At 65.0% G+C, this 22,810-nt stretch carries 22 protein-coding genes; 12 read left to right on the top strand and 10 right to left on the bottom strand.

Annotation, left to right across the window (positions count from 1 at the left end):
• Positions 1–6: 6 nt before the first annotated feature.
• Together BG457_RS04830 and BG457_RS04825 are read left to right on the top strand one after the other, a co-directional pair.
• Entirely contained in the window at positions 7–984 is a 978-nt protein-coding gene (locus BG457_RS04830) for a TAXI family TRAP transporter solute-binding subunit (RefSeq protein WP_071795842.1), read from the top strand.
• Between the two features lie 135 nt (positions 985–1,119).
• Positions 1,120–3,333 (top strand): TRAP transporter permease, encoded by a 2,214-nt coding sequence (locus tag BG457_RS04825; RefSeq protein ID WP_071796064.1) that lies wholly within the window; start codon positions 1,120–1,122, stop codon positions 3,331–3,333.
• Between the two features lie 61 nt (positions 3,334–3,394).
• Here BG457_RS04825 and BG457_RS04820 read toward each other — a convergent pair whose 3' ends face one another.
• Complete coding sequence (locus BG457_RS04820) at positions 3,395–4,969, bottom strand: trimethylamine methyltransferase family protein (protein WP_425434908.1); 1,575 nt, start codon at positions 4,967–4,969, stop codon at positions 3,395–3,397.
• A gap of 239 nt (positions 4,970–5,208) precedes the next feature.
• Between BG457_RS04820 and nadA the strand changes: the two genes are divergently transcribed.
• From nadA to BG457_RS04785, 7 genes are all read left to right on the top strand, one after another.
• Entirely contained in the window at positions 5,209–6,258 is a 1,050-nt protein-coding gene (gene nadA / locus BG457_RS04815; RefSeq protein ID WP_071795840.1) for a quinolinate synthase NadA, read from the top strand.
• 4 nt (positions 6,259–6,262) lie between these two features.
• Positions 6,263–7,819, top strand: coding sequence for an L-aspartate oxidase (locus BG457_RS04810; RefSeq protein ID WP_071795839.1), 1,557 nt, complete (start codon positions 6,263–6,265; stop codon positions 7,817–7,819).
• On the top strand, positions 7,816–8,664 hold the full coding sequence (nadC, locus tag BG457_RS04805) for a carboxylating nicotinate-nucleotide diphosphorylase (protein WP_071795838.1): 849 nt from the start codon (positions 7,816–7,818) through the stop codon (positions 8,662–8,664). Before BG457_RS04810 ends, nadC begins: the two co-directional genes overlap by 4 nt.
• Positions 8,665–8,793: 129 nt before the next feature.
• Positions 8,794–9,456 (top strand): DUF1007 family protein, encoded by a 663-nt coding sequence (locus tag BG457_RS04800; protein WP_071795837.1) that lies wholly within the window; start codon positions 8,794–8,796, stop codon positions 9,454–9,456.
• Positions 9,441–10,352 carry a nickel/cobalt transporter gene (locus BG457_RS04795; protein ID WP_071795836.1) on the top strand — a complete coding sequence of 304 codons (912 nt, stop codon included), beginning with the start codon at positions 9,441–9,443 and terminating at the stop codon, positions 10,350–10,352. The genes BG457_RS04800 and BG457_RS04795 overlap by 16 nt, the downstream gene beginning before the upstream one ends.
• A gap of 42 nt (positions 10,353–10,394) precedes the next feature.
• Complete coding sequence (locus tag BG457_RS04790; protein WP_071795835.1) at positions 10,395–11,771, top strand: MATE family efflux transporter; 1,377 nt, start codon at positions 10,395–10,397, stop codon at positions 11,769–11,771.
• 11 nt (positions 11,772–11,782) lie between these two features.
• Complete coding sequence (locus BG457_RS04785; RefSeq protein ID WP_071795834.1) at positions 11,783–12,649, top strand: DMT family transporter; 867 nt, start codon at positions 11,783–11,785, stop codon at positions 12,647–12,649.
• Positions 12,650–12,745: 96 nt separating this feature from the next.
• Here BG457_RS04785 and BG457_RS04780 read toward each other — a convergent pair whose 3' ends face one another.
• The 8 genes from BG457_RS04780 to BG457_RS04745 all read right to left on the bottom strand — a co-directional run bounded on the left by BG457_RS04780 (position 12,746) and on the right by BG457_RS04745 (position 19,841).
• Positions 12,746–13,435: an ABC transporter ATP-binding protein gene (locus tag BG457_RS04780; protein WP_071795833.1), complete on the bottom strand. Its 690-nt coding sequence runs from the start codon at positions 13,433–13,435 to the stop codon at positions 12,746–12,748.
• Positions 13,432–14,181 (bottom strand): ABC transporter ATP-binding protein, encoded by a 750-nt coding sequence (locus tag BG457_RS04775; RefSeq protein WP_071795832.1) that lies wholly within the window; start codon positions 14,179–14,181, stop codon positions 13,432–13,434. Before BG457_RS04775 ends, BG457_RS04780 begins: the two co-directional genes overlap by 4 nt.
• Complete coding sequence (locus BG457_RS04770) at positions 14,174–15,151, bottom strand: branched-chain amino acid ABC transporter permease (RefSeq protein WP_071795831.1); 978 nt, start codon at positions 15,149–15,151, stop codon at positions 14,174–14,176. Before BG457_RS04770 ends, BG457_RS04775 begins: the two co-directional genes overlap by 8 nt.
• Positions 15,144–16,061: a branched-chain amino acid ABC transporter permease gene (locus tag BG457_RS04765; protein WP_071795830.1), complete on the bottom strand. Its 918-nt coding sequence runs from the start codon at positions 16,059–16,061 to the stop codon at positions 15,144–15,146. Before BG457_RS04765 ends, BG457_RS04770 begins: the two co-directional genes overlap by 8 nt.
• Before the next feature lie 54 nt (positions 16,062–16,115).
• Positions 16,116–17,255: an ABC transporter substrate-binding protein gene (locus tag BG457_RS04760; protein ID WP_071795829.1), complete on the bottom strand. Its 1,140-nt coding sequence runs from the start codon at positions 17,253–17,255 to the stop codon at positions 16,116–16,118.
• A gap of 64 nt (positions 17,256–17,319) precedes the next feature.
• Positions 17,320–18,108: an alpha/beta hydrolase gene (locus tag BG457_RS04755; protein ID WP_071795828.1), complete on the bottom strand. Its 789-nt coding sequence runs from the start codon at positions 18,106–18,108 to the stop codon at positions 17,320–17,322.
• Complete coding sequence (locus tag BG457_RS04750) at positions 18,105–18,563, bottom strand: GAF domain-containing protein (protein WP_071795827.1); 459 nt, start codon at positions 18,561–18,563, stop codon at positions 18,105–18,107. Before BG457_RS04750 ends, BG457_RS04755 begins: the two co-directional genes overlap by 4 nt.
• A gap of 99 nt (positions 18,564–18,662) precedes the next feature.
• Positions 18,663–19,841: a thiolase family protein gene (locus BG457_RS04745; RefSeq protein WP_071795826.1), complete on the bottom strand. Its 1,179-nt coding sequence runs from the start codon at positions 19,839–19,841 to the stop codon at positions 18,663–18,665.
• A 91-nt stretch (positions 19,842–19,932) separates the two neighbouring features.
• Here BG457_RS04745 and BG457_RS04740 point away from each other — a divergent pair, with 91 nt between their 5' ends.
• Both BG457_RS04740 and BG457_RS04735 read left to right on the top strand, forming a co-directional pair.
• Positions 19,933–20,274, top strand: coding sequence for an STAS domain-containing protein (locus BG457_RS04740; protein WP_071795825.1), 342 nt, complete (start codon positions 19,933–19,935; stop codon positions 20,272–20,274).
• Positions 20,275–20,349: 75 nt separating this feature from the next.
• Positions 20,350–20,784 carry an ATP-binding protein gene (locus tag BG457_RS04735; RefSeq protein ID WP_071795824.1) on the top strand — a complete coding sequence of 145 codons (435 nt, stop codon included), beginning with the start codon at positions 20,350–20,352 and terminating at the stop codon, positions 20,782–20,784.
• A 171-nt stretch (positions 20,785–20,955) separates the two neighbouring features.
• On the opposite strand, the gene hspQ is transcribed toward BG457_RS04735, so the two are convergent.
• Complete coding sequence (gene hspQ, locus BG457_RS04730; RefSeq protein ID WP_071795823.1) at positions 20,956–21,282, bottom strand: heat shock protein HspQ; 327 nt, start codon at positions 21,280–21,282, stop codon at positions 20,956–20,958.
• Between the two features lie 284 nt (positions 21,283–21,566).
• Here hspQ and BG457_RS04725 point away from each other — a divergent pair, with 284 nt between their 5' ends.
• On the top strand, positions 21,567–22,739 hold the full coding sequence (locus tag BG457_RS04725; RefSeq protein ID WP_071795822.1) for an acetyl-CoA C-acetyltransferase: 1,173 nt from the start codon (positions 21,567–21,569) through the stop codon (positions 22,737–22,739).
• Positions 22,740–22,810: the final 71 nt, after the last annotated feature.

The following is a 22,810-nucleotide window of genomic DNA, read 5'->3' as shown; positions in this document are numbered from 1 at the left end:
GTCCCAATGCGTTATACCAATTTCACGGCTCTGGCCGCAGCGGCAGTCATGTCGGTTTCCATGGCCACTGCACAGGATCGTACCGGCTGGCCGTCTGATCTGACCGTCGGCACGGCAAGTCAGGGCGGTGTCTATTTCGTCTATGGCAATGGTCTGGCCGGTTTCCTTGGCGAAGAGCTTGGCCTGAATGCCTCGGGTGAAGTCACCGGCGGCCCGGTCCAGAACGTGACGCTGACCCAGATGGGCGACCATGATATCGGTCTTGTGACCATGGGTCCGGCATTTGAAGCCTGGAATGGCGAAAGCGAACTGGCCCCCGGCCTGCCGCATACCGATATCCGCGCGCTTTTCCCGATGTATGAAACGCCCTTCCAGGGTGTCGCCCTGCGCGGAAGCGGCATCACCTCGGTCAGCGATTTTGATGGCAAGCGCGTCGGCGTCGGCCCTGCCGGCGGTACGCCCGGCACCTATTGGCCGCGCTTCCTGGAAACGCTGGGCGTCAATGCAACCATCTCGAATGCAGGCGCTGCCGACACCGCGGGCCAGTTGAAGGACGGTCTGGTTGACGCCTTCGTCTTCGCAGCCGGTCTGCCGATCGGGGCCTTCTCGCAACTCGCCGCCGAAGCCGATGTCGTGATGTTCGGCTTCACCGAGGAAGAACTGGCCACGATCCTTGAGGCGCATCCGGAAGTGTCGCAATTCAACATTCCTGCGGGCACCTACACTACGCAGGATGAGGACCAGCTTTCGGTCGCGATGTGGAACTATGCGATTGCCCATGCCGATATGCCGGAATCGCTGGCCTATGAAATCACCAAGCTGGTGATGGAAAACAACGACCGCATGATGCAGATCCACGCAGCGGCGGCAGCGACTCTGCCGGAAAATGCAGTGCCGAATAACGGCTTCCTGCCCTTCCATCCGGGGGCTGTGCGCTATTTCGAGGAAATCGGCATCGAGATCCCTGACGAACTGCGGGGCTGATCTTGCGATCCGCCTGAAGCTGATGGGTCAGGGCGCGTGGGTGCCCTGACCTTTTTCAAAAGCGCCTCCGGCATCGCGGCGATCCTGTGGATCACTTGCGCCGAGGTTACCCATTTTCACCGGATCGGGGGAGCCATGTCACAATCATCTGCCCAAGAAGTACCAGCCGAAATCGACAATATCGCCGAAGGCGTCGATAATGAGATCGTCACCAGCAATCAGCGGGTCTTTGCAGGTATCGTCGGTCTGGTCGTCACCGCGCTCTGCATCCTCTATACCGTATTCCATGTGGGTGCGATGAATGGCCTGCATGACAGGCTGACCGATCTTCTGGGCCTGCGCTCGATCGATCTGACCGAGCCATGGCGTTACCGGCTGGTCCATGTGGCGGGTGGTCTTGCACTCGGTTTCATCCTGTTTTCGGCGCGCGCGCTGCATGATGACAGCACCGACGCGCCCTATTCGATGCTGGAGAAAGTGCTGCTCGCGCTTGGCGGCGGGCTGATCCTGCTGGCTTTCGGACAGGCGGTGCTGATGCTGGCCACGGGCGACCGGATCGTGACCGGTGCGCCTGCTGACAAATATCTGATGACATTTGGCTATCCGCTGATCGGCGGCACAGTGCTGGCGCTTGCCGCAAGCTGGATCCAGCCCATCCGCAACCGTGCGCGTCTGTCCTGGGCCGACACGTTGCTGGCTCTGGCGGCGATTGTCGTCGGTGTCTATATCATCGGCCATGCCGATCTTTTGCGTACCCGTGCGCAGGTTTTCCCGCATACCAATGACATGTGGGCCTCGATTGCCGGGATCATCCTGATCCTCGAACTGACGCGGCGCCTGGCGGGGCTTGCGCTGGTGATTATCGTGGGGGTGTTCCTGGCCTATGGCTTCGTTGGTCCCTGGCTGCCCGGCATCCTGAACCATCGCGGCTATGCGCCCGCGCGCTTCTTCGGCTTCATCTATACCGATAACGGTATCCTCGGGCCCACGACCGCGATTTCCTCGACCTATATCATCCTCTTCATCACCTTCGCCGCCTTCCTTCAGGCCAGTCGGGTGGGCGAGTATTTCATCAATTTCGCCTTCGCGGCAGCGGGCGGCACGCGCGGGGGGCCTGCGAAGGTGGCCGTGTTCGGGTCGGCGCTGATGGGCATGATCAACGGCACTTCGGCGGGCAATGTGGTGTCCACAGGCTCGCTCACGATCCCGCTGATGAAAAAGGTAGGCTACCGGCCCCAGACCGCAGCTTCGGTCGAGGCCGCGGCATCGTCGGGCGGGCAGATCCTGCCCCCCATCATGGGCGCGGGCGCCTTCATCATGGCCGAGATCACCGGCATCGCTTATCGCGACATCGTGATTGCGGCGATCATCCCGGCGATCCTCTATTTCACCTCGGTCTATTTCATGGTGGACAAAGAGGCGCTGAAAAAGGGCATGAAGGGCCTGCCGCGTGATATGCTGCCGCGCTTTGACGTGCTGGTGCGGCGGGTGTTCCTGTTCATCCCGATCCTTATCCTGATCGGCGCGCTCTTCATGGGCTATTCGGTGATCCGGGCGGGCACATTGGCCATGGCCTCGGCGGCGGTCGTAAGCTGGTTCACGCCGCATAAGATGCTGGTGCGCGAAATCCTCTATGCGTTCGAGATCGCCGCGCGCATGTCGCTGCAACTGGTCGCGGTCTGTGCCGCCGCCGGGATCATCGTCGGTGTGATCGCCCTGACCGGGGTGGGCACGCGGTTTTCCTCGATGCTGCTCGGGCTGGCCGGGCAGAGCCAGATCCTCGCGCTGGTCTTTGCGATGCTGGTGGCGATCATCCTTGGCATGGGCATGCCCACGACCGCGGCCTACGCGGTGGCGGCTGCGGTGATCGCGCCGGGGCTGATCCGGATGGGGATTGAGCCGCTGACCGCGCATTTCTTCATCTTCTACTATGCGGTCATGTCGGCGATCACGCCCCCTGTGGCGCTTGCAGCCTATGCGGGCGCGGCGATTGCGCAGTCAGACCCGATGCGCACCTCGGTCGAGAGCTTCAAGATCGGGCTTGCCGCCTTCATCGTGCCCTTCATCTTCTTCTTCAATGACGGGCTTCTGATGCAGGGGGCATGGGGGAACATCATCCATGTGTTCTTCACTGCACTCCTGGGCATCTACCTGCTGGCCTCGGCAGTGCAGGGATGGCTCTTTGGCGTGATCAACTGGCCCATGCGCATCTTCGTGGGTCTTGCGGCCATCGCGATGATCTCGGGCGGGCTGATTTCCGACCTGATCGGGCTCAGCGTCGCGGCGCTGGTGTTCTTCCTGCAAAAGGGCGTGCTGACGCCGAAGAACATCGTCAAGGGTGCGGACTGACCACCGCCGCCGCCCGGCGCAACATTGGTAGGGTGCGTGCTATAGCACGCACCCTACTTTTTCAGCCGAACGCGTCGGGCTCCGAGGCCTTGCGCTGATCGATGAAGGCCTGGATCGATTCGGCAATCGCCGGATCCAGCTGGGGCTGCTGGTAATCGCTCAGCATTTTCGCCACGCGCACCGAGGCCAGTGCCTGCGTATCGCGCGCGCCTTCCTCATCCCAGGTCTCGAACGGCTTGTAATCCAGCAGATCGGTGCGCCAGAACGCATCCTTGAAATTCGCCTGCGTATGCGCGCAGCCCAGATAATGCCCGCCGGGGCCGACTTCGCGGATCGCATCCATCGCCTGCCCGTTCTCGGACAGGTCGATCCCGCGCGCCAGCCCGTGCAGCGCGCCCAGCTGGTCGGCATCCATGACGAATTTCTCATAGGACGAGACCAGCCCGCCTTCCAGCCAGCCGCAGCTATGCAGCATGAAATTCACCCCCGCCAGCAGGGCCATGTTCAGGCTGTTCGCCGTCTCATAGGCCGCCTGCGCATCGGGCAGTTTCGAGCCGCAGAACGAGCCCCCGGAACGGTAGGGCAGCCCCAGCCGCCGCGCCAGTTGCCCCGCGCCATAGGTGATCAGCGCAGCCTCGGGCGTTCCGAAAGTGGGTGCGCCAGAGTTCATGTCGATCGAGGTCACAAAAGCCCCGAAGATCACCGGCGCACCTGGGCGCACCAGCTGGCTATAGGCCACGCCCGCCAGCACCTCGGCCAGCACCTGCGTCAATGTGCCCGCCACGGTCGTGGGCGCCATTGCGCCGCCTACGATGAAGGGCGAGATGATGCAGGCCTGATTTGCTTTCGCATAGACCTCCAGCGCGCCCATCATCACCGAATCGAAAGTCAGCGGCGAGTTGATATTGATCAGCGAAGTCATCACCGTGTTCTGATCGACGAAATCCGATCCGAAGAGAAGCTTCGCCATCTCGACCGAATCGGCCGCGCGCACAGGTTCGGTGACCGATCCCATGAAGGGCTTGTCGGAATAGACCATATGCGCCTGCAACATATCCAGATGGCGCTTGTTCACGGCAATATCAGTGGGTTCGCAGACCGTGCCGCCGGAATGGTGCAGCCATTTCGACATATAGCCCAGCTTCACGAAATTGCGGAAATCCTCCATCGTGGCATAGCGCCGCCCGCCGGCCGCATCGCGCACGAAGGGCGGGCCATAGACCGGGGCCAGCACCAGATTGCGCCCGCCGATCTCGACATTGCGCGCGGGGTTGCGCGCATGCTGGGTGAAGTGCCCCGGTGCGGTGGCGCAAAGCTGGCGTGCCAGCCCGCGCGGGATGCGCACGCGCTCGCCTTCAACCTCGGCCCCGGCATCGCGCCAGCGCTGCAGGGCTTCGGGATTGTCGACGAAATTGACCCCGATTTCGGCCAGCACGGTTTCGGCATTGGTCTCGATGATGGCAAGCGCTTCTTCGTTCAGCACTTCCAGATTGGGAATATTGCGCTCGATATAGCGTGCAGTCTCGATGCTGACCGCTGTGCGCGCCGCGCGCCGCGCCGCGCCGCCGCCACCACCACCGCGTGCCCTGCGTCCTGCGCTTGCCGCCTGCGCGTTCTCCATTGCCTCATCCGACATGATCCGACACCTCTCTTTAGCCCCCCCAACGGGGCCGCATTCATAAGGTTCCGTTTTATGCGGCGTGTTCGGGGGGCGCGTGACGATTTGCGGCGCTCTTGGGGGCAAAGCGACATAATTCCGACCAGTGATGCGGCAAATGCGGCGAAATTGCAGGTTTCCCTTGATCTTCCTGACCTACCCCCCATATGCAGGGGCCGCCTGCGGTCTGGCGCAGACAGAGTGATCGGAGCCTAGCCATGCTGGACATGCCCGCCATCCGTGATGACCTGAAAACGGTCTATGATCTCGCGCCCAACCCCGAGCTTGCGGCGTCGATGCAGGCCGAATATGCCCGCATGTCGCGCGTGGTCTCGCCGGTCGACTGGGCGATTCATGCGCCCTATGTCGCCGCGATCAATGCGCTGAAGCGCGAACGCAACGCCGCGATTCTGGCGCATAACTACATGACGCCAGAGATCTTTCACGGGATTGCCGATGTGGTGGGCGACAGTCTGCAACTGGCGGTCGAGGCCACCCGGACCGAGGCCGATGTGATCGTGCAATGCGGTGTGCATTTCATGGCCGAGACCTCGAAAATCCTGAACCCGTCGAAAACCGTGCTCATGCCCGATATGGCGGCAGGCTGCTCGCTGGCGGAAAGCATCACGCCCGAGGGCATTGCCCAGATGCGCGCGCGCTATCCCGGTGCGCCGGTGGTGAGCTATGTCAATACCACGGCGGCGGTGAAAGCGGCCTCGGATATCTGCTGCACCTCGTCCAATGCCGTCCAGATCATCCGCGCGCTGGACGCAGAGACGATCATCATGACCCCCGACCAGTATCTGGCGCAGAATGTCGCCGCGCAGGTGCCGGAAAAGCGCATTGTCTGGTGGGAAGGCTCCTGCATCGTGCATGAGCAATATACCGCACAGGATATCCGCGATTTCCGCGACTGGAACCCCGGCACGCGGATCATCGCCCATCCCGAATGCCCCCCCGATGTGGTGGCCGAAGCTGATTTCTCGGGCTCGACCAAGGGCATTCTCGATTATGTCAGTGCCGAGCGGCCTCAGCGCGCGATGCTGGTCACGGAATGCTCGATGGCCTCGAATATCTCGGATGCCCATCCAGAGGTCGAATTCATCGGGCCCTGCAACATGTGCCCCTATATGAAGAAGATCACCCTCGAAAAAGTGCTCTGGTCGCTGCATACGATGACCACGCAGATCGAGGTCGAGGCGGAGATCGCCGAGAAAGCCCGTCTGGCGGTGCAGCGCATGATCGACCTTTCGGCTGCGAAAGCCTGATCGGGTGATCACGACCGGGCGCGTTGTCATTGTCGGTGCGGGGCTTGGCGGGCTCTACGCGGCGCTGATGCTGGCGCCGCGCCCGGTGCTGGTGATCTCGCCCGAAACGCTGGGCGAAGGGGCGTCTTCGGCCTGGGCGCAGGGCGGAGTCGCCGCCGCAATGTCCGAAGGTGACAGCCCCGAAGCCCATGCCCGCGACACTGTGGCCGCCGGGGCAGGGACTGTGGACCCAGAGATTGCGGCCCTCGTCACCGGCGCGGCCCCCGCGCAGATCCTTGATCTGACCGATCACGGAACACCTTTTGACCGCGATGCGGCCGGCAATTACGTCCTGAACCACGAAGCCGCGCATTCCATCGCCCGCGTGGTCCGCGTGAAGGGCGATCAGGCGGGCCGCAAGATCATGGAAACCCTGATCGCCGAGGTGCGCGCGGCGCCCTCGGTGCAGGTGATGGAACGCGTGCTCGCGCAGGGGCTGATCTCTGAGAACGGGCGCGTGACCGGCGTAGAACTGGCGCAGATTGACGGCGATGCCATTTCGCAACCCGTCGCACTTCTTGCCCCGGCCGTGCTGCTGGCCGGGGGCGGCTCGGGCGGGCTTTACGCGCTGACCACCAACCCGCCGCGCATCCGGGGGCAGGTGATGGGGCTGGCCGCGCGGGCGGGCGCGGTGATGGCGGATATGGAATTCGTGCAATTCCACCCGACCGCAATCGACGTGGGCCGCGACCCGGCACCGCTGGCCACCGAAGCGCTGCGCGGCGAAGGTGCGCGGCTGGTCAATGCGGACGGGCTGTTCTTCATGGAAGCCGAGCATCCGATGGCCGAGCTTGCTCCGCGCGATGTGGTGGCCCGCGCTGTATTCGCGCAGACCCAGGCCGGAAAACGCCCGATGCTCGACACCCGCGCCGCGTTGGGCGAGGCGATCCTGACCCAGTTCCCGGCAGTGGCAGCGGCCTGCCGCAAGGCCGGGATCGACCCGGTGCGCGCGCCGATCCCGGTGGCGGCGGCGGCGCATTACCATATGGGCGGGGTGGCCACCGATGCGGCGGGGCGCTCTTCGCTGCCGGGGCTCTGGGTCTGCGGCGAGGCCGCCTCCACCGGCCTGCATGGCGCGAATCGTCTGGCCTCGAACGGAGTGCTGGAGGCGCTGGTCTTTGCCCGCCGCGCCGCCGAGGATATCGCCGCCGATCTGCCGGGCGCCGCCCCGGATGCCCCCGCACTGGCGCTGGATTTCACCCCCGGCGGCCCCGCGCTGGACCCCGACGCGGTGCAGCACTTGCGCGAGGTGATGACCCGCCATGTCGGCGTGCGGCGCACCGGCGCGGGGCTGGCGCAGGCCATCACCCGGATCAGGGCGCTGCAAGCCGCCCATGCCAGCAGCCCCGATTTCGCCAATATGTGCGCCACAGCACTTCTGATCGCCACCGCCGCGCTGCAGCGGCGCGAGAGCCGGGGCGCGCATTGGCGCGACGATTTTCCCGCGCCCGACCCCGATTTCGTGCAGCGCTCGCGGCTGACGCTGGCAGAGGCGCAACAGATGACGCAGGAGAATGCATGACCATCCCCCCGCTGCCCGAACTGCTGCTAGAGCCACTTGTGCGCGCCGCCCTGATCGAGGATCTGGGCCCCTCGGGCGATGTGACCACGCAGGCCGTCATCGCGCCCGATCTGAGCTATCATGCACGGATCAATGCGCGCGACCCCGGTGTGGTGTCCGGGGTGCAACTGGCCGAACTGGCCTTCCGTCTGGTCGATCCGGCGCTGCGCGTGACCGTGTTGCGCCCTGACGGGGCGCGGGTCGCGGCGGGCGAGACTGTCATGACCATCGACGGGGCGGCGGCCTCGATCCTCTCGGGCGAGCGGGTGGCGCTGAATTTCATGGGGCGGCTTTCCGGCATTGCCACGCTGACCGCCGCGTTTGTCGCCCAGACCAAAGGCACCAAGGCGCGCATCACTTGCACGCGCAAGACCACACCGGGGCTGCGGCTGGTCGAGAAACAGGCGGTGCGCCATGGCGGCGGCGCGGCGCATCGCTTTGGCCTGTCGGATGCGATCCTGATCAAGGACAATCATATCGCTGCCGCCGGGGGGATTGCGGAAGTCCTGACCCTTGCGCGGCGCGCGGCCAGCCATATGCGCCGGATCGAGATCGAGGTGGACACGCTGGCGCAGCTTGACGAAGTGCTGGCCACCGGCGGCGCCGATGTGGTGCTGCTGGACAATATGAGCACCGAGGATCTGCGCGCGGCGGTGGATCTGGTCGCCGGGCGGCTGGTGACGGAAGCCTCGGGCAATATGCGGCTGCGGCGGATTGCAGAGGTCGCGGCAACAGGGGTGGATTTCATCTCGGTGGGCGCGCTGACCCATTCCGCGCAGGTGCTTGATCTGGGGCTGGATTTCTGAGCGGGCGCGATCCCCGGTGCTGCGCGACCGGATCGCTCCCGCCCGCCCACCCTGCTCCCGGCCGCGCCGCGCCGGGGATCGCCACGCTGTGACTTGAGGGCGCGCGCGCACTCGGTTAGGTCTTGGCCCATGCGAGCCTTGCTGATCCCTGTCGTGATATCCTGCGCGTCCCTGTCGGCGCAGCCTGCGCGCGCGCATCCGCATATCTTTGTCGATGTCGGGCTGGAACTGGTCTTCGACGAGGGCGGCCAGCCCGAAGGGCTCTGGATCAGCTGGACCTATGACCCGCTGTTTTCGATGCTGCTGGTCTCTGACATGGGGCTCGATGCCGATTTCACCGGCACGATCAGCGAGGAAGAGCGCGACGCGCTTGACGGGTTCGACATGCAATGGACTGTCGAGGAATATCACGGCGACACCCATGTCACCCAGGACGGAAAACCGCTGGCGCTGAGCAGCCCGGTCAAATGGGAATCGGACTATCGCGACGGGCAATTGCATTCGCGCCATCTGCGCCAGCTGATCGACCGCCCGGATCCGGCGCGCGAATGGGTGGTCGCGGTCTATGACCCGACCTATTACACCAGCTACGGGCTGACCGGCGCGCCGCGCGCCATCGGGCGCGAGGATTGCAGCCTGCGCATTTTCGAGCCGGATTGGGAGGCCGCGGGCGCACAGCTAGAGGCCGCGCTGGAGGAAGTGCTGGGCGGCGGAGGTGATATCGAGGCGGATTTCCCGCTGGTCGGGGCGCTGTTTTCCGAGGAGGTGCGGATCACATGCGCCGCGCCGTAATGTTTCTGGCGCTTGGACTGGTCGCGCTGGCAGGGCTGTACTGGGCCATGGGCGGTCTGGATCAGCTTGCGCAATCCGCGCAGGAGGCGCAGCGCGGCTTTCAGGCGCAACTGGCGCAGGGCTTGCGCAGCCTGCGCGCGGGCGAGCCGGGCGCGCTGATCGCGCTCTGGGGGCTGAGCTTCGCCTATGGGTTTGTGCATGCCGCGGGGCCGGGGCATGGGAAATTCCTGCTCGGCGCCTATGGGGCCGGGACGCAGGTGCCCTTGCGGCGGATGATGGGGCTGGGTCTGGCCGCCTCGCTGGCGCAGGGCGTGACGGCGGTGGCGCTGGTCTATGGCGGTGTGCTGATCTTCAATGCCACGCGCGAAGGCTTGCAGCTTGCGGGCGATCTCTGGCTGGAACGCGCAAGCCTGATCGCCATTGCGCTGATCGGGTTGTGGCTGGTCATGCGCGCCACGCGCAAGGTGCTGCGCCAGAGCGCGGCACCCCCGGTCGCGCTTGCGGGCCATGATCCTTCCCATGATCACGGGGCTTGCGAAAGCTGCGGCCACCGGCATGGCCCAAGCGCCGAAGAGATGGCGCAGATCACCGGCTGGCGCGACGCGGCCCTGCTGATCGGGGCGATTGCCATCCGGCCCTGTACCGGCGCGCTGTTCGTGCTGATCCTGACATGGCGCATGGGGCTGGTCTGGGAAGGGATCGCCGCCACCCTGATCATGGCGCTGGGCACGGCCTCGGTGACAATCGCGGTGGCGGCCACCGCCGTTCTGGCGCGCGAAGGCGCGATGGACTGGGCCGGCCGTCTGGGCCGCGCGCGCCATCTTGGCCCGGTGATCGAGGCGCTGGCGGGGCTTTTCATCCTTGCTGTGGCCGTGAACATGTTAAAAATTCTCTGACCCATCTTGCCGCGCCTCACGCTGCGGGATAACCGATGCAGCATGAGACAAGCTGCCGCACCGTTCCGCGCCAATCTGCGCATGGTCCTGAGCCTGGGCCTGCCGCTGGCGGGCAGCCATCTGGCGCAGTTCATGCTGGCCGTGACCGACACGATCATGCTGGGCTGGTATGGTGTCGCGGATCTGGCCGCAGGCGTGCTGGGGGCTGCACTCTTTTTCGCCGTGTTCATTTTCGGCACCGGATTCGCCAATGCGGTCATGCCGATGGTCGCGACCGCCGCATCCTCGGGGCGGGAAACCGAGGTGCGCCGGGCGACCCGCATGGGGCTGTGGCTGTCGATCGCTTTCGGATTTGCTGCGCTGCCGATCTTCTGGTTTTCGGGTGCGATCCTCGGGCAGTTGGGCCAGCCTGCAGAGGTGGTGCCGCTGTCTGAGGCCTATATGCGCATCCTCGGCTTCTCGCTGGTGCCCGCGCTTTGCGTGATGGTGCTGAAGAACTACCTTGCGGCACTGGGCCGAACCCAGTTTGCACTCTGGACGACCGTGGGCGCGGTCGGGCTGAATATTCTGGCCAACTGGATCTTCATCTTCGGCAATCTGGGTGCGCCGGAACTGGGAGTGCGCGGGGCGGCGATTGCCACCATCATCGTCAATCTGGCGAGTGTCGGCGTGCTGGCCGCCTATTGCGCGCTTCTGCCCGCCCTGCGCCGCTACACGCTGTTTCAACGCTTCTGGCGTGCCGACTGGCAGGCAATGGGACAGGTCTGGCGGCTGGGCTGGCCGATCGGGGTGGCACTGGTGGCCGAGTCAGCGCTGTTTTCCGCTGCCGCCATCATGATGGGCTGGATCGGCACGAAGGAACTGGCCGCGCATGGCATCGCGCTGGAAATCACGGCGGCGCTCTTCATGGTGCATCTGGGCTTTTCCAATGCCGCCACCGTGCTTGTGGGCCGCGCCCGCGGCCAGCGCGACCAGGTGGCGCTGCGGGAAGGGGCCAGAACCGCCATGCTGGTTTCCATCCTCTTCGCCAGCGCGACGATGGTGCTCTATGTCACCGCCGGGCCGTTCCTCGTGGGGCTGTTTCTGTCGCCCGCCGAGCCCGCACGCGCCGCGATCATCGCGATTGGCGCGTCCTTCCTGATCGTGGCGGCGGTGTTCCAGCTTGCCGACGGGGCGCAGGTCATGGCGATGGGGCTCTTGCGCGGGGTGCAGGATACGCGCGGGCCAATGCTGATCGCGGCTTTCAGCTATTGGGGCGTGGGCCTGCCGACCAGCTATCTGCTGGGCATCCGTTACGGGTTTGGCGGCGAGGGGATCTGGGCCGGGCTGGTCGTCGGACTGAGTGCAGCGGCGGTGCTGCTGATGGCGCGCTTCTGGCGCGGGCCGGGGCGGGCGGATGCGCGCCCCTGGGCAGCGTGAAAGGCGCGCGAATGGATATCCGCGCGATTCTGATGGGGCTGGCCTTCGCCTTCATGTGGTCCTCGGCCTTCACCTCGGCGCGGATGATCGTGGCGGATGCGCCCCCGCTCTATGCGCTCAGCCTGCGCTTTCTGATCTCCGGCCTGATCGGGATCGCGATTGCGCTGGCGCTGGGGCAGAGCTGGAAGCTGACGCGCGGGCAATGGCGCGCGGTGGTGATCTTCGGGATCACGCAGAACGCGCTCTATCTGGGGCTGAATTTCGTGGCCGTGCAGACGCTGGAGGCCTCGCTTGCCGCGATCATCGCCTCGACCATGCCGCTTCTGGTGGCGCTGTTCGGCTGGCTGATCCTGCGCGAGCGCCTGCGGCCCATGGCACTTGCGGGGCTGGTCGCGGGTTTTGCCGGTGTCGGGCTGATCATGGGCGCGCGGATGACCGGCGGGGTCGATCTCTGGGGGGTGCTTCTCTGCGCGATCGGGGTGATCTCGCTGACCGTGGCCACGCTGAGCGTGCGTCTGGCCTCGGGCGCGGGCGGCAATCTGATGATGATCGTGGGGCTGCAGATGTTGGTCGGATCGGCGGCGCTGATCGGGCCCGCGATGCTCCTGGAAGTGCCGGACGTGAACTGGACCTGGCAGCTTGCGGGGGCTTTTACCTATACGGTTCTGGTGCCGGGGCTGGCCGCGACCTGGGTCTGGTTCCTGCTTGTGGGGCGGATCGGGGCAGTGAAGGCCGCGACCTTCCATTTCCTCAACCCGTTTTTCGGGGTCGCGGTGGCGGCGCTGCTCTTGGGCGAGCAGCTGGGGGTGTTCGATCTGCTGGGGGTTCTGGTGATCATGGCGGGGATTCTGGCGGTGCAGCGGGCGCGTTTGGGGTGAGGGGGGCTTGGAGGGTTGCCACCCTCCAAACCACCCGCCTCAGGGGGCATACATGCCCCCTGAGAACCCCCGTGAGTATTTGTCGCAAGAAAATGATCAGACGCCCAGATAGCGGGTTTGCAGATCCGGGGTCAGGCTGTCAGGGGTGCCGGACCATGCCACCGTGCCGCGTTCAAGCAGCACGCAGCGATCCGCGAAGGGCAGGATTTCCGAGAGCGTCTTGTCCACCAGAAGGATCGACAGCCCGTCAGCCTTCAGCTTGGTGATCGCGGCCCAGATTTCCTGCCGGATCACCGGGGCCAGCCCCTCGGTCGCCTCATCCAGAAGCAGGAGGCGCGGATTGGTCATCAGCGCGCGGCCAATCGCCAGCATCTGCTGCTCGCCGCCCGAGAGCGTGGCCGCCAGTTGATCGGCGCGTTCCGAGAGGCGCGGGAAAAGCGCATGCACGCGCGCGAGTGTCCAGGGTCCGGGGCGGGCGGCGGCGATCAGATTTTCCTGCACGCTGAGATTGGGGAAACAGCGGCGCCCCTCGGGCACCAGCCCCAGCCCCAGCCGGGCGGCGCGGAAAGAGGGCCACGCGCTGATATCCTGCCCCGCAAAGCGCACCGCACCGCGCCGGAGCGGCAGCATCCGGCAGGCAGTGGCGATGGTGGTCGATTTGCCCATGCCGTTGCGGCCCATCAGGGCCACGGCCTCGCCCTCGGCCACACTCAGCGAGACCCCGAACAGCGCCTGCGACGCACCGTAGAAGACCTGCAGGTCTTCGAGTTCCAGAAGCGCGCTCATCCGTCCTCGCCCAGATAGACGGCGCGGACCTGCGCATTCGCGCGGATCTCTGCCGCGCCGCCTGTGGCGATGATCCGGCCTGTGACCAGCACCGAAATCCGGTCGGCAAGCTGAAACACCGCATCCATGTCATGTTCCACCAGCAGGATCGGCGCATCCGCTTTCAGCGCGCGCAGGAAAGGGATCAACTCTGCCGTGCCGCTTGCGCCGAGACCCGCCATCGGTTCATCGAACAGAAAACATTTCGGGCGCAGCGCCAAGGCCATGGCGATTTCCAGGAGCCGCCGCTCGCCATGGCTGAGCACCGCCGCCTCGACCGAGGCGCGCGGGCCAAGGCCAACCCGGTCGAGATGCGCGCGGGCTTCCGCGCGCAAAGCCGCGTCGCGCATCACTGGGCGCAGGAAACGGTAGCTATGGCCCTGGCGGGCCTGCAGCGCCAGCATCACATTGCGCAGGGCGGAATAGCCGGGGATCAAGGACGAGACCTGAAAACTGCGCCCCAGCCCCGCTCGCGCGCGCTGTGGCACCGAGAGCGCCGTGATCTCCTGCCCCTCCAGCCAGACCGTGCCCGCATCGGGCCGGGTCTTGCCGGAAATCAGTGCCATCAGCGTCGATTTGCCCGCACCATTGGGGCCGATCAGCGCGTGGATCTCTCCCGCGCGCAGGGTCAGCGAGACATCCTCGGTGGCCCTGAGCGCCCCGAAGCTTTTGCACAGCCCGCGCAGGTCCAGCACCGGATCAGCCATGCCGCGCCCGCCCTGCGATCAGCCCGATCAGCCCGCCGCGCGCGAACAGTACCACCGCCAGCAGCACCAGACCCAGCCACAGCTTCCAATGCTCGCTGACGCCCCCGAAAAACACCTCGAAGCCGACCAGAATTGCCGCCCCCGCAACCGGGCCGAACAGCCGCCCCACACCGCCCAAGATAATGATGACGATCAACTCGCCCGACATGGTCCAGGCCATCATCGCGGGGCTGACGAAGCGCGTCAGATCGGCCATCATCGCGCCCGCAAGCCCCGTGATCATGCCCGACAGCACGAACCCCACGAGCTTGATGCCGAAGGGCGAAATACCGATAGCGGCGGCGCGGTCGGGATTCTGGCGGATCGCCATCAGGGCCGCGCCGAAACGCGCCGCGCGGATCAGGGCGAAAGCGGCCAGCACCAGCAGCAGCACGCTATAAGCCAGCAGAAAGAACTCCCATGGCCGCGCCGTGTTCAGCCCCGGAAACTGGTTGCGCAGGAATATCGGCAACCCGTCTTCGCCCCCATAGGCGGGCCATGACAGCGCGAAGAAAAACCCCATCTGCGCGAAAGCCAGCGTGATCATGATGAAGAAAATGCCCGAGGTACGTAAAGACAGCGCCCCCACGATCCCTGCCACTATGCCCGACAGCAGCATCGCCATGGCCCAGATCGGCAGCATCTGGTTGGTGCCCGCCAGCCCGAGAACCGGCATGCCGCTGAAGGCATGATGCGCGGCAATCCCCGCCACATAGCCGCCGATGCCCAGATAAAGCGCATGGCCGAAACTGACCATGCCGCCCAGTCCCAGCGCGATATTCAGCCCCACCCCCGCAATCGCCAGAATCGCGATGCGCGTGGCCAGCGTGACGATGAAGGGCTCATTTGCCAGCCAGGCCCAGAGCGGCACCCCCAAGAGTGCCCCCGCCAATACCGCGTTCAGCAGCCATTCCTTGCGCGTGTTATCCATGGGCGGGGAACAATCCTTGCGGGCGGAAGATCAGCACCAGTGCCATCAACAGGTAAATCAGCATCGAGGCCAGCGCCGCCCCCACCCCCATCGCCTGCGATGTGTCGAGGAATGTCGCGAAAATGCGTGGCAGCAGGAACCGCCCCATCGTGTCGATCACACCGACCAGGAGCGCGCCGACCATCGCGCCCTTCACTGACCCGATCCCGCCAATTACGATCACGACGAAGGCGAGGATCAAGACAGGCTCACCCATGCCCACCTGCACCGACTGGATCGCCCCCACCAGCGCGCCTGCAAGCCCGGCCAAAGCTGCCCCCAGCGCGAATACGATGGTGTAAAGCGCGCGGATATTCACCCCCAGCGCCGCGATCATCTCGCGGTCGGACTCGCCCGCGCGGATCTGGATGCCCAGCCGCGTTTTCGCGATCAGCGCCCATAGCCCCACCGCCACCGCCAACCCGAAGCCGATCAGCGCCAACCGGTAGAGCGAATAATCCACGATGCCCAGATTGACCGTCCCGCGCAAAGCGTCCGGCACGTTCAGATAGAGCGGGAAGGGGCCAAAGATCATCCGCACCCCCTCGGACAGGATCAGGATCAGCGCGAATGTGGCCAGAACCTGATCCAGATGATCGCGCGCATAAAGCCTGCGGATCACCGCGACCTCGATCAGCGCCCCGGCAGCGGCGGCGGCGGCAATCCCCGCCATCAGCCCCAGCCAGAAATTGCCCGTGGCGCCTGCGACAGCGGCACAAAGAAACGCGCCGATCATATAGAGCGAGCCATGCGCCAGATTGATCAGCCCCATCACGCCGAAAACGAGTGTCAGGCCCGCCGACATCAGAAACAGCATCAGCCCGAATTGCACCCCGTTCAGGAGTTGCTCAAGGATCAGCGCAAGGGTCATGGCATGCTTTCAACCGCGCGCTGGCCCCGGCAGGCGCCGGGGCCGGCATCTCGCTCACATCTGGCAGTTTTCGCCATGCACGTCGCGATGTTCCTCAAACGCCGTGCCGATGATGCGGTTGGTCAGCACGCCATCGACCTCGACCACTTCACGGACATAGACAGTCTGGATCGGGTGATGGTTCGGCGCGAAAGCGAAACTGCCCCGGACCGAGGTGAAATCCGCCGCGCGCAGCGCCTCGCGGAAGCCGTCCTTGTCCGACACCTCCGCGCCCGCCAGTGCCGAGAGGATCAGATTGGCCGTGTCAAAGCCTTGGCTCGCATAGAGCGAGGGCAGGCGGCCATAGGCTTCCTCGAAAGCCGCGACAAAGGCTGCATTCGCGTCATTCTCCAGATCTGGGGACCATTGGCTGGTATTGATCACCCCCAGCGCCGCCGAGCCTATCGCGGGCAGCACATCCTGATCGAAGCTGAACCCGGCAGAGATGATCGGCAGATCCACCCCCGATTGTTCATATTGGCGCATGAAGGAAATCCCCATGCCGCCGGGCAGGAAGATGAACACCGAATCCGCGCCCGAGGCGCGGATTTGCGCGATCTCTGCCGCGTAATCGGTCTGGCCGACCTGCGTGAACAATTCCCCCGCAAGATCGCCCTCGAAATAGCGCTTGAAGCCGGTCAGCGCATCGGTGCCTGCCGGATAGTTGGGCGCCATGATGAAGGTGTTTTCATAGCCCAACTCATTGGCATGCTGGCCTGCGGCCTCATGCAGCATGTCATTCTGCCAGGCCGCGTTGAAGTAATTCGGATGGCAATTCGCACCCGCCAGCGGCGAGGGTCCGGCATTGGGCGAGATGTAGAAAATATCCTGCGCGACCGTCGCGGGCACCACCGCCATTGCCAGATTGGACCAGATGATCCCGGTCAGGATATCGGCGCGTTCCGACTGGATCATGCGCTCGGCGATCTGCACCGCCAGTTCCGGGCGCTGCGCGTCATCCTCGACCACCAGCCGGATGTCATGCTCTCCGGCCATGTCCAGCGCCAGCAGGAACCCGTCGCGCACATCGACCCCAAGCCCCGCACCGCCGCCCGACAGCGTGGTGATCATGCCCACCGTTACCTGATCGGCCTCAGCGACACTTGCCGCACCCAGCACCAGCGCGGCCATGGCCGCGGTTTTCAATGGTTTCATCTGTTACTCTCCCTGTGTCTTGCGGCGGAGTTTTGCCCAAAGCTTCGCAAAAGGCAAACCCTGCTCAGCCAGAAAGCAGCGCTTCGGTCAATCCACTGTCAGGCGCGCATAAATCCTCGATCACATCGAAATGATGCCGCCCCTTGGCCACCTCCAGATCCGCGGCCCAGGCCTCGCGCAACAGCGCCGACTGGCGCAGGAATTCGGGCCGCTCATCCCCGCCGACCCATGCTGTCACCGGTATGCCGGGCAGGGGGGTATGCAATACGGGGCTTTCCGCTGCTGCCGTCTCTGGCGTCAGCCGTAGCTGCGCGTTCATCCCGGTCGCCAGCAGCGGGCGCAGGTCATGCAGGCCAGAGATCGAGACCACCCGCGCGATCCGCGCCCGCGTCTCGGGCGCAAGCGGGCTGTCGTCGCAGATCATCCGTGTGACCAGATGCCCGCCCGCCGAATGCCCCGCCAGCCGGACCGGTCCTGCGACTAGCCCCGCCGCATGCGCCACCGCCGCGCCGATCTGCGTTGTGATCTCCGAGATGCTGACCTCTGGCGCCAGCGTGTAGCCCGGCAATGCCACGGCCCAGCCCCGCGCCAGCGCCCCCGCCGCCAGATGCGACCAGAAACTCTTGTCGAATTTCAGCCAATAGCCGCCATGGACAAAGACGACCAGCCCGCGGGCCGCGCCCTCTGGCCGGAACAGGTCCAGCCGCGCGCGCGCATGCGTCCCATAGGCCAGATCCAGATCCCCGCGCGCCCCGGCCCGGAACGCGGCCGCGCGCGCCGCCCATGCCCCCGGATAGCCCTCGGCCCCGGCGATATAGGCTGCGTTCTGAAAGGCATCCTCCCAGTCGATCATGCCGCCACGTCCCGCCCGAAAACCGATCTCAGGATCGCCGCCAGCGCATCTGCGTCCTCTCGCGTGAAGGCATCGGGCAAATCACTGTCGATATCAAACACCCCGATCAATGCGCCCGCGCCATCGAACACCGGCAGCACCAGTTCCGAGCGCGTCGAACTCCAACAGGCGATATGCCCCGGAAAGGCTTCGACATCCGCCACAAGCTGCACTTCGCCTGTGCGCGCACAGGCCCCGCAGACCCCGCGCGAGAACGGGATCACCAGACAACCATGTCCGCCCTGATAGGGACCGATCTTCAGCACCTCCGGTTCCGTCACCCGGTAAAACCCGGTCCAGTGAAAGCGTGCATCCGAATGATGCACCTCGCAGGCCACCGTGGCCATCAGCGCCACCTGATCGCGCTCGCCCTCGGTCAGCGCCGCAATGCGCGCGGCCAAACCCTCGTAATCCATGCCATCCCTCTCGTTCCTGCCGGAGCAGGCAGCGCCAGCGCCCCTGCGACCCGGCCGCGCCCCCCTCGATGGGGGGCAAGGCCGGCCCCCGTTATGCGCTCACACCCGCTCTATCGCAATCGCCGTCCCCTCGCCGCCGCCGATACAGATCGCCGCGATCCCCCGCTTCAGCCCGCGCGCCTCCAGCGCATTGAGAAGCGTCACCATGATCCGCGCGCCCGAGGCCCCGATCGGATGGCCCAAAGCGCAGGCCCCGCCATTCACGTTCACCACATCACGCGGCAGGCCCATCTCCTGCATGAAGGCCATTGGCACCACCGCGAAAGCCTCATTCACCTCCCACAGATCGACATCGCCCAGCGACCAGCCCAGCCGCTCCATCAGCTTGCGCGCCGCAGGCACAGGCGCGGTGGTGAACCAGCCCGGCGCCTGCGCATGGCTTGCATGCCCGCGAATAACCGCACGCGGCGTCACCCCCGCCCGCTCTGCCGCCGCCACGGATCCCAGCACCAAAGCCGCCGCCCCGTCCGAGATCGAGGAGGAGTTCGCCGCCGTCACAGTACCATCCTTGCGAAACGCCGGCTTCAGCTGCGGGATCTTCTCGGGCCGCGCCGTGCCCGGCTGTTCATCCTCCAGCACGGTCACAGCCCCCTTGCGCGTGACCAGCTCGACCGGCGCAATCTCGCGCGCGAAGGCGCCTGCCTCCTGCGCGGCCAGCGCATTGGAGAGCGAGCGCAGCGCATACGCGTCCTGCGCCTCCCGCGTGAACTGGAAATGCGCCGCGCAATCCTCGGCGAATGTGCCCATCAAACGGCCCTTGTCATAGGCATCTTCCAGCCCGTCCAGAAACATGTGGTCAATCACCTGCCCATGCCCCAGCCGCGCGCCCGCCCGCATCTTGGGCAGCAGATAGGGCGCTTCCGACATGCTCTCCATGCCGCCCGCGACCATGATCCCCGTGTGGCCCAGCGCGATCTGGTCATGCGCGATCATCGCGGCCTTCATCCCCGAGCCGCACATCTTGTTCAGCGTCGTCGCGGGCACACCCTCGCCCAGACCCGCCCTGAACCCCGCCTGCCGCGCCGGGGCCTGCCCCTGCCCGGCGGGCAGGACGCAGCCCATCAGCAGTTCTTCCACCGCATCGGGCGCGATGCCTGCATCCGCCAGCGCGCCGCGGATCGCCGCCCCGCCCAGTTCCGCCGCAGGCTGGCCCGCGAACACGCCTTGCAACCCGCCCATCGCCGTGCGCGCCGCCCCCAGAATAGCCACTTCCGTCATCGCGTTTCCTCTCCCTGTAGGTGCAAGGCAACCTCTTGGTAACTTTTCGGGTCTAATCTGGCGAAATGCAAGCGCAGGAAAGGGGTGTGAGATGCAGGTAACACTGGGCCGCGCGGGGGAGGCGCTGGTCATATCCGTCATGGAATCGCGATTGGATGCCGCCGTGGCGATCACCTTCAAGGATCTGGTGCGCGATCTGACCACGACAGCGGGCAGTCCGGTCATCCTTGATCTGTCGCGGGTGGAATTTCTCGACAGCAGCGGCCTTGGCGCTGTTGTCGGCGTGATGAAACAACTGGGCCCCGAGCGCCCGCTCGAAATCGCGGGCCTGACCCCCAGCGTGCGCAAACTGTTCCGGCTGACACGCATGGATACCGTGTTCAGGATTCATGACTGCGTGCCAGCCACGAATGACATCGCCGCTGCAGAATAGGGATTTCCGGGCGCGGCACCATAGGCTTAGGGCAAGAACCTGACCACCGCGCGACGCCTGCCCAAGGAATACAGCATGACCGGTCAATCAGAGTTGCAATCGGAATTTCATCTGGCCTGCAAGGGTGAGCTCTGGGCAATCCGCAATGCTCTTGATGACGTCGAGAGGTTCCTGCTCGAACATGGGGTGACACGCTGCCGGATTGCCGATCTCTCGCTGATTCTGGCAGAGGCGATGACCAATATCGTGCGACATGGCTATCGCGACAGCGCCGGTGAGATCGTCCTGTCGCTCCGGCTGGAAGGGCGTCGGCTGCGCTGCGAGTTGACAGATCGCGGTCAGCCCTTTGACCCGAGCGCGCTTGGCCGCAGCGCCCCGGAACCGGCGCAATTCAACGAAGGGGGCTATGGCTGGTTCATCATCCGCCATCTCAGCGATGGCGTCAGCTATTCGCGCCGGGATGGCCATAATCTGCTGCGGTTTTCGGTGCCGTTTGATCCGGTGAACTGAGCGATCAGGGCGCGTGCTCCCCGGGGCACCCGTCGCCCGATCCTGATCCATGGTTCCGCAGATATTGGCCAATGCGGCGACAGGCGAAGCTGGCCCTGCGTCAAATCAGCGCTTGGGCCGTCGCCCGCGCGCCTGAAAATCCGCCCATCAGAGGAAGTTCCGCGCGGTGTCTCAGTTCAGCGCGATCTGCAGCGGATAATGCCCGTCGTCAAAATCCCCGAACAATTCGGGCAGGTCAGGATGGTCTACCGGCTCGCCCGACTCGTCGGGAACAAGGTTCTGCTCGGACACATAGGCGACATAGAAACTGTCATGATTCTCGGCCAGAAGATGATAGAAAGGCTGGTCCCGGTTCGGGCGCGCCTCTTCGGGAATCGCGCTATACCATTCTTCTGTATTGGAAAAGGCCGGGTCGACATCAAAGATCACCCCGCGAAACGGGTGCTTGCGATGCCGCACGACTTGTCCGAGGTGATATTTCGCAGCGCGCTTTTCCATGATCCAGCCCCTTAGCTCGAGATTAAGAGATTGTTAAGGGCCAAGTCCATCAGCAAGTCGGAAAATCATGGAAACAATCTGTAGGATTATGCCCAACAAACCCGGTCGTGTGCCTGCTCCGGCACGGTCAGCGGGCGCGCGTCCGCGCGCGCGATGTTTCCGCAGACATAAATCTCTGGACGATTGCGCTGTGGCGCTTGCATGATAGAACCAAACCCATACCCGGTCGCAGCCAGGCGCCAAGGCCGGATATTGACGAGCTGAACGGAGAGAGAGGAGTTCTCATGACCAATGTTGTTATCGTTGCGGCGGCCCGGACTGCGGTCGGGAGTTTTGGCGGGGCATTTGCCAATACGCCTGCGCATGATCTTGGGGCGGCGGTGCTGGAGGCGGTGGTTGCGCGCGCCGGGGTGGATAAGGCAGAGGTCTCGGAGACCATTCTGGGTCAGGTTCTGACCGCCGGGCAGGGGCAGAACCCGGCGCGTCAGGCGCATGTCAATGCCGGTCTGCCGGTTGAATCCTCGGCCTGGTCGCTCAATCAGGTCTGCGGCTCAGGCCTGCGCGCAGTGGCGCTGGGGGCGCAGCATATCCAGCTGGGCGATGCCACCATCGTGCTGGCGGGCGGGCAGGAGAACATGACGCTTTCGCCCCATGTCGCGCATCTGCGCGCAGGCCAGAAGATGGGCGATATGAAGATGATCGATTCGATGATCAAGGACGGGCTCTGGGACGCGTTCAACGGCTATCACATGGGCACCACCGCCGAGAATGTCGCTGCGAAATGGCAGATCACCCGCGATGAGCAGGACGCCTTTGCCGTGGCCAGCCAGAACAAGGCCGAAGCCGCGCAGAAGGCGGGGAAATTCGCCGATGAGATCGCGGCCTTCACCGTCAAGACCCGCAAGGGCGATATCGTGGTCGATCAGGATGAATATATCCGCCATGGCGCGACGCTCGATCAGATGGCCAAGCTCCGCCCGGCCTTCTCGAAAGAGGGCTCGGTCACGGCAGGCAATGCCTCGGGCCTGAATGACGGTGCGGCGGCGGTGATGCTGATGAGTGCCGAAGAGGCCGAGAAGCGCGGGTTGACCCCGCTTGCGCGCATCGCGAGCTATGCGACGGCGGGGCTTGATCCCTCGGTCATGGGGGTGGGTCCGATCCATGCCAGCCGCAAGGCGCTGGCCAAAGCGGGCTGGAGCGCGGCTGATCTGGACCTGATCGAGGCCAATGAAGCCTTCGCGGCGCAAGCCTGCGCGGTGAACAAGGATATGGGCTGGGATGTTGAAAAAGTGAACGTCAATGGCGGTGCCATCGCGATCGGCCACCCGATCGGCGCGTCGGGATGTCGGATTTTGAACACTTTGCTGTTCGAGATGCAGCGCCGTGACGCGAAGAAGGGGCTGGCGACACTGTGCATCGGGGGCGGCATGGGTGTCGCGATGTGTCTGGAGCGCTGAGGTGAAGGGCCTGCGCAATAATCTTGCGCAGGCCCGCGCAATTCATTACCAGATATTTCGTCAATCATAAT

The sequence above is a fragment of the Natronohydrobacter thiooxidans genome (assembly GCF_001884735.1).
Lineage (GTDB): Bacteria > Pseudomonadota > Alphaproteobacteria > Rhodobacterales > Rhodobacteraceae > Roseinatronobacter > Roseinatronobacter thiooxidans_A.
Note: the sequence above shows the minus strand (reverse complement) of the source record. Positions and strands in the feature narration are given on the sequence as shown.

Excerpts from the sequence above, each read along its gene's own strand:
- BG457_RS04770 (WP_071795831.1), bottom strand. The coding sequence starts at position 15,151 with ATGGATAACACGCGCAAGGAATGGCTGCTGAACGCGGTATTGGCGGGG.
- BG457_RS04780 (WP_071795833.1), bottom strand. The coding sequence starts at position 13,435 with ATGAGCGCGCTTCTGGAACTCGAAGACCTGCAGGTCTTCTACGGTGCG.
- BG457_RS04765 (WP_071795830.1), bottom strand. The coding sequence starts at position 16,061 with ATGACCCTTGCGCTGATCCTTGAGCAACTCCTGAACGGGGTGCAATTC.
- BG457_RS04795 (WP_071795836.1), top strand. The coding sequence starts at position 9,441 with ATGCGCCGCGCCGTAATGTTTCTGGCGCTTGGACTGGTCGCGCTGGCA.
- BG457_RS04775 (WP_071795832.1), bottom strand. The coding sequence starts at position 14,181 with ATGGCTGATCCGGTGCTGGACCTGCGCGGGCTGTGCAAAAGCTTCGGG.
- hspQ (WP_071795823.1), bottom strand. The coding sequence starts at position 21,282 with ATGGAAAAGCGCGCTGCGAAATATCACCTCGGACAAGTCGTGCGGCAT.
- BG457_RS04790 (WP_071795835.1), top strand. The coding sequence starts at position 10,395 with ATGAGACAAGCTGCCGCACCGTTCCGCGCCAATCTGCGCATGGTCCTG.
- BG457_RS04760 (WP_071795829.1), bottom strand. The coding sequence starts at position 17,255 with ATGAAACCATTGAAAACCGCGGCCATGGCCGCGCTGGTGCTGGGTGCG.
- BG457_RS04830 (WP_071795842.1), top strand. The coding sequence starts at position 7 with ATGCGTTATACCAATTTCACGGCTCTGGCCGCAGCGGCAGTCATGTCG.
- BG457_RS04740 (WP_071795825.1), top strand. The coding sequence starts at position 19,933 with ATGCAGGTAACACTGGGCCGCGCGGGGGAGGCGCTGGTCATATCCGTC.
- nadC (WP_071795838.1), top strand. The coding sequence starts at position 7,816 with ATGACCATCCCCCCGCTGCCCGAACTGCTGCTAGAGCCACTTGTGCGC.
- BG457_RS04825 (WP_071796064.1), top strand. The coding sequence starts at position 1,120 with ATGTCACAATCATCTGCCCAAGAAGTACCAGCCGAAATCGACAATATC.
- BG457_RS04755 (WP_071795828.1), bottom strand. The coding sequence starts at position 18,108 with ATGATCGACTGGGAGGATGCCTTTCAGAACGCAGCCTATATCGCCGGG.
- BG457_RS04725 (WP_071795822.1), top strand. The coding sequence starts at position 21,567 with ATGACCAATGTTGTTATCGTTGCGGCGGCCCGGACTGCGGTCGGGAGT.
- BG457_RS04820 (WP_425434908.1), bottom strand. The coding sequence starts at position 4,969 with ATGTCGGATGAGGCAATGGAGAACGCGCAGGCGGCAAGCGCAGGACGC.
- nadA (WP_071795840.1), top strand. The coding sequence starts at position 5,209 with ATGCTGGACATGCCCGCCATCCGTGATGACCTGAAAACGGTCTATGAT.
- BG457_RS04785 (WP_071795834.1), top strand. The coding sequence starts at position 11,783 with ATGGATATCCGCGCGATTCTGATGGGGCTGGCCTTCGCCTTCATGTGG.
- BG457_RS04750 (WP_071795827.1), bottom strand. The coding sequence starts at position 18,563 with ATGGATTACGAGGGTTTGGCCGCGCGCATTGCGGCGCTGACCGAGGGC.
- BG457_RS04800 (WP_071795837.1), top strand. The coding sequence starts at position 8,794 with ATGCGAGCCTTGCTGATCCCTGTCGTGATATCCTGCGCGTCCCTGTCG.
- BG457_RS04735 (WP_071795824.1), top strand. The coding sequence starts at position 20,350 with ATGACCGGTCAATCAGAGTTGCAATCGGAATTTCATCTGGCCTGCAAG.
- BG457_RS04745 (WP_071795826.1), bottom strand. The coding sequence starts at position 19,841 with ATGACGGAAGTGGCTATTCTGGGGGCGGCGCGCACGGCGATGGGCGGG.